Source organism: Sphingomonas sp. P3_C6 (genome assembly GCF_056402595.1).
Window position 1 is genome coordinate 78,706 of sequence record NZ_JBFUHB010000020.1, and the last position, 8,804, is coordinate 87,509.

Consider the following 8,804-nt stretch of genomic DNA (forward strand, 5'->3'; position numbering starts at 1 on the left):
TGATCTCACGCGGCGACCGGCTCTGGCGGGACGAGCTTGAGCGAATCTGCCGGGTAGCGGGCGCCAACCGTCGCGCCGCGCGGGAAGGCCGCTTCGAGGGCCACCAGCGATTCCGAATCCAGCTCCAGATTGTTGGCAGCCCAGTTGGATTCGAGATGGTTGATGTGGCGCGTGCCGGGGATCGGCACGACCTGCTTGGACAGCACCCAGGCCAGGCTGACCTGCGCCACGCTGGCGCCGACCCGCTTGGCGACCTGCTCGATCGTTGCGCGCCGCAGGCTGTTCGCGGCAACGGCATCGGGCTGGAAGCGCGGATGCTGGTGGCGGCGGTCGTCTGCCTCGATCACCTCGGCGCCGGCCAGGAAACCGCGGCCGAGCGGGCTATAGGCGACGAAGCCGATGCCAAGCTCGCGTACGGTCGGCAGGATCTCGACCTCGACGTCGCGGGTCCAGAGCGAATATTCGCTCTGCAGTGCAGTAAGGGGGTAGGTCGCGTTGGCGCGGCGAACCCCGTCGGCCGATGCCTCGGACACGCCCACGCCGCCGATCTTGCCTTCCTCGGCCAGCCGGCCGAGCTCGCCGATCGACTCCTCGATCGCTATGTCGGGATCGACGCGGTGAAGGTAATAAAGATCGATATGGTCGAGCCCGAGCCGCTTCAGGCTCGCCTCGACCGCGTCGCGCGGGGAGATCGGGGCCACTGCCGCCCCGCCGCCATTGGGCCGGTGGACGAACTTGCTGGCGATCACCAGGCCGTCGCGCCGGTCGGCAATCGCCTTGCCCAGCAATTCCTCGTTATGCCCGGCGCCATAGCCGGTCGCCGTGTCGAAGAAGGCAACGCCCAGGTCGATCGCCCGATGCAGGGTCTTGATCGAGCTGGCGTCGTCGGCCCGCCCATAGGCATGCGACAGCCCCATCGCACCAAAGCCCTGACGGCTCACTTCAAGATTTCCGATGGTCGGCATTTTTGGGTTCCCAGCGAATGATTGGAGCCGAAGACTGCCTCGGGACCGTCGATTGGCGAAAATAGGATATCTATTCCTCCGGGTAGAATCCATATCAAACTCATGGGAATTTGACGGAGGGGTAGATTTGGTGGAAAGCTCTTCGCGCGCGGTTACTCTTCGCGCGCGCGAGACCGCCTAAACCACTGACCCATAACGGCTATTTGTCGCGGTGAGTCGTGCCCGCAGGGCGACGAACTGAACCGGGTTTAGAAAATCTTGCCTCCGCTGAAGAATCAATTCCCATTGACTCAGTAGGAATTAAAAATCAGCCTTGGGCCTTCGATCTGGGCGGGTCGGGCCGTCCCGCGGCATGCATCACGGCATGGCGTCGAGAGACTGCCGCCCTTTGCCGAGCCGTCCGGAGAGGGGCGGCCGCGACCGGTCGATCAACGGTTGCCGGGGCTTGGGAGGCCAATATGAAGACATTTCGTCAGTCACTTCTGCTGTCATCGATCATCGCGGGCGTTGGGCTCGCCCAGCCGGCCTTCGCCCGTCCCGCCGGACCCGGTGAGACTCCGGCGGGAGGCGCCGCCAAGACGGTGTCGGTAGCGGTGGCCGACGATGCCTCCACCCCGGACGAGGGCGCCGATGTCGTCGTCACGGCGCGTCGCACGTCGGAGCGGGCGCAGGAGGTTCCGATCGCCCTTTCGGTGGTGTCGGGCGCCTCGCTCGAGCGCAAGGGCGGCTACACGCTCACCGATGTGCAGTTCCAGACCCCGAGCCTGACCGCATTCAACTCCAATCCCCGCAACTCCTCGATTGGTATTCGCGGCATCGGCGTTTCCTCCGCGTCGGATGGCCTCGATACGTCGGTCGGCGTCTATATCGACGGCGTCTATCTCGGCCGGCCCGGCATGGCGCTATCCGACCTGATCGACGTCGACCGGGTCGAGGTGCTGCGCGGCCCACAGGGTACGCTGTTCGGACGCAACAACTCCGCCGGCGTGCTCAACATCACCACGCGAGGGCCGGAATTCGAGTTCAAGGGCACCGCTGAGCTCTCGGGCGGTACCTATAATTACAATCAGGAGCGCGTGAGCGTGACAGGACCGTTGATCGACGGCCTCCTCGCCTTTCGCGTCACGGGGTTCAACACGCACCGCGACGGGGTGCTGGACAATATCAAGACCGGTGCCGACGCCAACAGCGTCGGGCGCAGCGGTGCGCGAGTCCAGTTCCTCGCCACCCCCGCCAGCAACCTGACCCTGCGGCTGATCGGCGACTATTCGGTGGAGGACGACACCTGCTGCGTCAGCGCGACCAAGCTGGTGCTTCCGGCAAACCTCAGCGCAACCACCGGCCGCACGCTGCAGGCGCTCGCCGCGCTCGGCTACGTGCCGAAGCCCAGCCTCGACTATACCCAGAATAATTCGATCCAGAACATGAAGACCGACCAGAAAGGCGTGTCGCTCCAGGCCGACTGGGATCTCGGACCCGTCACGCTGACCTCGATCAGCGCATGGCGCTACTGGCATTTCAACCCGCTGCAGGACAGTGACGGCACGCCGCTGGACGTCATCCAGGTCAATGTCGCCCAGACCAAGGACGATCAGCTCTCGCAGGAGATCAGGCTGGCGTCACGACCCGGGCGGTTCAACTGGCAGGTCGGCGCGTACCTGTTCCACCAGGTGCTGCGCGATCACTTCATCCTCAACCAGTTCGGTTATGACGCGAGCAATTTCTATACCACCTATGCACGGCTCGCGAACCCGGCCGCTGCGGCGATCAACATCGCGCCGGGCTCGCAATATCTGGATGATGTCCGCACCACGGTCGACAGCATCGCGGTGTTCGGTCAGGCCAATTATTCGATCACCGACCGGCTGACCGTCACCGGCGGCATTCGCTACACGCATGACAAGCGCTGGGGCCGCTCCGACACCTCGACGGTGGGCACGCCCAACGTGGCGACCTCGATCCCCTTCCACTACAATGTGTCGGTGAAAGGCGACAACGTCTCCTACCTCGCCAGCATCTCCTACAAGGTCGCGACCGATGTGCTGGTCTACGGTTCCTATTCGACCGGCTACAAGGGATCGGGGCTGAACCTGAACGCGGCGGTTTCGGCGGGAACGCCGCTGGTCCTCGAACCCGAAAAGGTGAAGAATTGGGAGCTCGGCATCAAGAGCCAGTTCTTCGACCGGCGCCTGACCTTCAATATCAGCGCCTTCTCGACCGACCTGTCAGGGCTCCAGGCCAATATCGTGCCGACCAACGGCAATCGCTCCTACCTCGCCAATGTCGGTGACGTGCGGTCTCGGGGTATCGAGGTCGACGGGTCTTTCCGCCTGACCGAAAACCTCACCATCGACGGCAATGCCTCGTACAACGACGCCAAGTACAAGAGCTACGGCAATGCGCCATGCCCTGTCGGCGTGACCGGGGTGTGCGATCTCACGGGCAAGCCACTGTTCCAGGCACCGAAATGGGTCGCCAACGCGTCGATCGACTATCATGTACAATTGGCGAACGGCCTCCGCCCCTATGCGATCGCCCAGTACAGCTATCGCTCCAGCACCTTCGGTACGGCGGATGTGGGCCCCTATAGCCGGATCGATCCGTACAGCCTGTTCAACTTCCGTGTCGGCACGTCCTTCCGTGACGGGCGCTACGATCTGTCGGCCTGGATCAACAACGCGTTCGACAAGAAATACTTCCAGAACCTATCGACCACCGCGATCGTCGGCACCTCGCCCTTCGCCTATGCCGGCCAACTCGGCACGCCCCGCACGGCGGGCGCCACCTTCCGCGTCAATTTCTGACGGGAATGGAGGCAAAGTTCGGGAGAATCATCTCCCTCCTCCGTTCGTCCTGAGCTTGTCGAAGGACTGTTCTTTCTTCGTGCGAAGAGAAGAGCAGGGCTTCGACAGGCTCAGCCCGAACGGAGATAGGTCAACTTGTCTCACCATCCCAAATCGACAAACGCGCCCACCCTCGCTAGGCACGCGGCGTGAACGCGCTTCGCCGCCATTTCCTGCGCCATCGCGCCCTTGCCGGGTGGATCATCGCGGCTGCGTTGTTGATGAAGGTGCTGGTGCCGGCCGGCTTCATGCCGACCATGTCGGGCAACAGCATGATCATCCAGATCTGCTCCGGCTATGGCCCGATGACGATGGCCATGCCGATCCCAGGCAAGCAAGATTCGTCGCAGGGTGACCATCAGGGCAAGGCTGAGATGCCTTGCGCCTTTTCTGGCCTGTCCGCGCCGTCGCTGGCCGCGGCCGACCCGCTGCTGCTCGCGCTCGCCATCCTGTTCATCATGGTTGCGGCGATCCGTGTTGCGATCCCCGTGCCGGCATCCTCGCCGGCCTATCTGCGTCCGCCTCTTCGAGGACCGCCGACCACTGCCTGATCTCGCCATTTTTTAGCGCGCGCCGTCGATCGCGATGGCGGGCGCGTGGATCAGGACTATATTTCCCATGAAGAAGAGTTTGATCGCGGCGCTGTCCGCAATCGCCGTATCGTCTGCAGCATCGGCGCAGACCACCCCATCCGAGGCGCGCCGCGCCGAGCTGCTGCGCCAGCGTGCCGATATCGACGCACAATTGGCCGAATTGGACGGCGGCGCGGCGACACAGGTGCCGATCGTCGCTTCGGAGCGCGTCGACTCGTCCTCGGACGCGGACATCATCGTTACCGGCAGGGCATTGTCGCTCACCACCCAGGTCAGCGGCCAGACCGTCACCACGGTCGATGACTCGACCTTCCGCAACACGCCCGCGACCACCATCGCCGACATCGTCAAGCTCTCGCCCGGCGTCGCGGTCACCCAGGGCAATGGCCCGCGCGACGTCAGCGTCTCAGTGCGTGGCTCCAACGCCCGCAACGGCTTCGGCGCGCGCAACATCCAGGTGTTCGAGGATGATTTCCCCGTCACCCAGCCAGACGGGCTGGCGCGCTTCGATCTTACCGACCCGCATGCCTATGGCGCCGTCGATGTGGTGCGCGGGCCATCCTCGGCGCGCTACGGCAATTATGCGCTGGGCGGCGCGGTCAACTTCCGCACGCGACGCGGCCGCGACATCGACGGGGTGGAGGCGGGCGCCGATGTCGGTGGCGACGGCTATGCCAATGTCTATGCGACGATCGGCCATGCCGGCCCGAAATACGAATATGCCGTGTTCGGCAGCTTCGTCCGCGGCGATGGATCGACTGGCCATACCGGCTATGAGACCGGGACGATCAACGCGTACGGCACCTTCGCGCTTGGCGATCATGATCGGGTCGCGGCCAAAGTGATCTACAATGAGGGCGAGTTCCGTCTGTCGCCGCGCCTGTCCTACAATCAATATCTCGCCAACCCCTATCAGCAGGGATGCGAGGCAGCGGCCACGGCTGCGCCCGGCTGCGGCACCATCTCGGTCTTCGTCAACGGCATCAACGGCCCCCGCATCGCCCAGACGGCGGATGAGGGTGACCTCGCCCGCAATGACCGCCGGACGATTATCGGCACCCGCTACGAACATGATTTCGGGCCGAACACGATCTGGCGGACCCAGGCCACGTTCGACAGCCGGGTGGTCAACCAGCCAACCAGCGCGACGCCGTTCAAGGGCACGCTCGACAGCTACAACATCACGTCGGACATCACTGATCGCGGAACGCTGCTCGGGATGCCGGCGACCAGTTTTGTCGGAATCTTCTATAATTACCTCGACAATCAGAGCTTCAGTTTCAACAAGACGCCCGCCGGCCGCAACGGCTTCGGCGCGCCGACCCAGACGGTGTTCGGCGACATTCGCAACATGGGCGTGCGGGCGCGCGAAGAGCTTCAGCTCACGCCCCGCTTGCAGTTGATCGCCGGCATCGGTGCCGAACGGTCGATCATCGATATGCGGCAGACAGCCTATGCCTATCCGGTCGGCGCCAACCCGACGCTCAACCTCATTCCGGCCGAGCGCCATTTCTCGAACGTCGCGCCGGAGGCGGCGTTGTTCTGGCAGGCGATCGACGCGGTGCGACTCCATGCCCGGGTCGGCACCGGTTACGGGATTCCGCAGTCCGGCAACCTGTTCGTCACCCCGGCGGGCGTGTTCGGCAACAATATCGACCTGAAGGCGCAGCGGAACACGGGTGTCGATCTGGGTGCCGAGATCGCGCTGGGCTCAACGCTGAAGGCCGAGGTGACCGGCTATTACGAATGGTTCACCAACGAGCTGGTCAGCCAGTCGGCGGGCATCAACCAGCTCGCCTATACCTCGAACGTCCCGCGCTCGATCCACCGCGGAATAGAGGTCGGGCTTAGCTGGCGGCCATTGCCCGGCTTGCTGCCGGGGGCGAAGCTCGAGGGGAGCTACAGCTATAATGATCAATATTATACGGAGTTCAGCGAGCGTCTGACCGCTGGTGGCGCCTCGACCCTGCTCGACCGCAGCGGCAACGCCGTTCCCGGTGTGATCCCGACCTTCGTCAACGGACGCGCCGGCTATGATCAGCCCCATGGTCCGCTGCGCGGGCTCGGCGGCTTTGCCGAGGTCACCTATCGGGGCCGCTATTTCGTCGACAATGGCAATTTGCTCGCGATGCCCGCCTATACCCTGGTCAACCTGAACCTGCATTATGACCCACCCAAGGGCGATGCCTGGTGGTCCCGGTTCAGTCTCTATGCCTCGGTGCAGAACCTGTTCGACCGTACCTATGTCGGCTCGGCCTCGGTCATCTCGAACAGCCTCAACGCGGCGACCGGTCTCGACAATCCGGCTTCAACCCTCTCCGGCACCACCGGCTCGGTCTATGCGGGGCAGCCCCGCACGGTCTACGCCGGCGTCAAGGCGCGGTTCTAAGGATGCGAACGATGAGCGACTCCCCGCGCCGCCGCTGGCCGAGCTATAACGCCATCTGGCGGTGGCATTTTTATGCCGGCCTGTTCTGCATCCCGTTCGTGCTGTGGCTGGCGGTGACCGGGTCCGTCTATCTGTTCCGGCCGCAGATCGAGGCGCTGATCGACCAGCCTTATGCGCATCTGGCCATCAGTGGCCCGCGCGCCACGGCTGCCGAACAGGCGGCGGCGGCGGTACGCGCCGTGCCGGGCTCGGTGCTCCATCGCTATCAGCTCCCCGAAACCCCCGATCAGGCAGTGCAGGTGATCGTCGGGGCAGGGCAGACCGAAACCCGCGTCTACGTGAATCCTCAGACGCTGGCGGTGCTGAAGACGGTCGATGAGGACCAGCGCCTGATGCGCATCATCTTCCGCCTGCACGGCGAATTGCTCGTCGGCACGGCTGGGTCTTACCTGGTCGAACTTGCCGCCTCCTGGACGATCGTGATGATCCTGTCCGGCCTGTTCCTCTGGTGGCCGCGCGGGGGTGGGCTAGGGGGTGCCGTTTATCCCCGGCTGCGTTCGGGTGGACGGCGCTTCTGGCGCGATCTCCACGGCGTCACTGGCTTCTGGGTCTCGGCCTTCGCGTTGTTCATGCTGTTGTCGGGCCTGCCATGGGCGAAGAGCTGGGGCGATTATCTCAGGACAGTCCGCACCGCCGTCGAGGGCCAGCCGGTCAAGCAGGACTGGTCGGCCGGCAGGGCGGAGGAACTGAAGTCGCGCGCTACGGCCGATGCCGGCACCCGCGAAATGCTCGAAGACGAGCATGCCGAGCATCACGGTATGACGATGCAGCATCCGATGGCACCCTACACGCCGCTCGACCGGCTGATCGTCACCGTAGCGCCGCTGAACCTCGCTGCACCGGTGCTGATCGCGCCGCCGACCGGCATGGGCGCGCCCTGGACTGCCAAGTCCGACGCCGCCAACCGTCCGCAGCGTACCGACCTCACGCTCGACGGGGCGAGCGGCAGGATCCTGTCGCGCAAGGATTTCGCGCAACGGCGGCTGATCGACCGCCTCGTCGGCTATGGCGTCGCGGTGCACGAAGGCCAGCTGTTCGGCTGGCTCAACCAGTTGATGAACCTCGCCACCGCGCTGGGGCTGATCCTGTTGTCGGTCAGCAGCGTCGTCCTCTGGTGGCGCCGTCGGCCCGGCGATGTGCTCGGCGCGCCGCCGGCGCTGGCACGGCGGCCGGCCGCGTTCGGCTTCTTCGTGGTGCTCGTTGCCCTCGGCCTGTTCCTGCCGCTGCTCGGCGTCACGCTCGTCGCGGTATTGCTGACCGAGCGGCTGGTCCTTCGTCGCTTGCCCGGCGCACGGCACTGGCTCGGCCTTCGGGAAGCAAGTGTCTGATTTAAAAGATATGTGTTGCCGGAAATGTCAGTGACCCTACTGACATTTCCGGCTGTCTTCTCAGAAGAACAGCTTCCTGATGCTCACCCGAATGCTCCGCCCAAGCGGGTCGAGATAGTCGGGCTGATAGCTGACCGGAGTCACGCCATCGGCATCGGTCACGCGCTGCTTGCCGTTGAAGATGTTGGTCACCCCGATCGTCACGCGCGTGCCGCGCATCCAGGGATGTTTCTTGACCAGGTCGAGCCGCTGGCCGAGATCGGCGAACAGCCTGAGGTCGAGCGTACCGAGACCTGAAAAGTCGAGCGGTTCGGGCGCCCCCGGCGTGCCGCCATTCACCGTCGTGCCGGTGCTGTAATTGCCGGAGAAGCGGAAGCCCAGGCCGTTATTGGTATAGCCTGCCTGAGCCTCGAACTCATGGCGCGCCTGGCCGCCGCTGCTGCCGATCGCATCGCCATTGAGCAGATCGAGCCGCGGCCCGCCATTCTGGACCAGCACCTCATCCTTGAAATGCCAGGTATGGTAGAGCGCGAAGTTGATCCGCCCGCCGCCCTGGCCGCCGCCGCCGAACCCGCCGCCGCGTCCGCCAAAGCCGCCGCCGCCCGGACCACGGCCGCCGCCGAACC

Annotated in this window: 5 protein-coding genes and 1 pseudogene; 4 read left to right on the forward strand and 2 right to left on the reverse strand. The window is 64.6% G+C overall.

All coding sequences use genetic code 11. From position 1 onward, the window contains the following. Positions 1-5: 5 nt before the first annotated feature. The gene (locus tag AC1DT7_RS17535; protein WP_478037368.1) at positions 6-965 is read right to left on the reverse strand and encodes an aldo/keto reductase; all 960 of its coding nucleotides are present in this window, start codon (positions 963-965) and stop codon (positions 6-8) included. A 458-nt stretch (positions 966-1,423) separates the two neighbouring features. On the opposite strand from AC1DT7_RS17535, the gene AC1DT7_RS17540 reads away from it, so the two are divergent. The 4 genes from AC1DT7_RS17540 to AC1DT7_RS17555 all read left to right on the forward strand — a co-directional run bounded on the left by AC1DT7_RS17540 (position 1,424) and on the right by AC1DT7_RS17555 (position 8,178). Beyond that, complete coding sequence (locus tag AC1DT7_RS17540; RefSeq protein WP_478037369.1) at positions 1,424-3,769, forward strand: TonB-dependent receptor; 2,346 nt, start codon at positions 1,424-1,426, stop codon at positions 3,767-3,769. A gap of 188 nt (positions 3,770-3,957) precedes the next feature. Continuing rightward, positions 3,958-4,359, forward strand: coding sequence for a DUF2946 family protein (locus tag AC1DT7_RS17545; protein WP_478037370.1), 402 nt, complete (start codon positions 3,958-3,960; stop codon positions 4,357-4,359). 67 nt (positions 4,360-4,426) lie between these two features. Beyond that, positions 4,427-6,790, forward strand: coding sequence for a TonB-dependent receptor family protein (locus AC1DT7_RS17550; RefSeq protein WP_478037371.1), 2,364 nt, complete (start codon positions 4,427-4,429; stop codon positions 6,788-6,790). Positions 6,791-6,801: 11 nt separating this feature from the next. After that, on the forward strand, positions 6,802-8,178 hold the full coding sequence (locus AC1DT7_RS17555) for a PepSY-associated TM helix domain-containing protein (RefSeq protein ID WP_478037373.1): 1,377 nt from the start codon (positions 6,802-6,804) through the stop codon (positions 8,176-8,178). 60 nt (positions 8,179-8,238) lie between these two features. On the opposite strand, the pseudogene AC1DT7_RS17560 reads toward AC1DT7_RS17555, so the two are convergent. After that, a pseudogene (locus AC1DT7_RS17560) lies at positions 8,239-8,804 on the reverse strand (TonB-dependent receptor); the annotation flags it as partial.

What these genes read in the sequence shown, in the direction of transcription:
- AC1DT7_RS17535 (WP_478037368.1), bottom strand. Translation starts at nt 965, where the DNA reads ATGCCGACCATCGGAAATCTTGAAGTGAGCCGTCAGGGCTTTGGTGCG.
- AC1DT7_RS17540 (WP_478037369.1), top strand. Translation starts at nt 1,424, where the DNA reads ATGAAGACATTTCGTCAGTCACTTCTGCTGTCATCGATCATCGCGGGC.
- AC1DT7_RS17550 (WP_478037371.1), top strand. Translation starts at nt 4,427, where the DNA reads ATGAAGAAGAGTTTGATCGCGGCGCTGTCCGCAATCGCCGTATCGTCT.
- AC1DT7_RS17555 (WP_478037373.1), top strand. Translation starts at nt 6,802, where the DNA reads ATGAGCGACTCCCCGCGCCGCCGCTGGCCGAGCTATAACGCCATCTGG.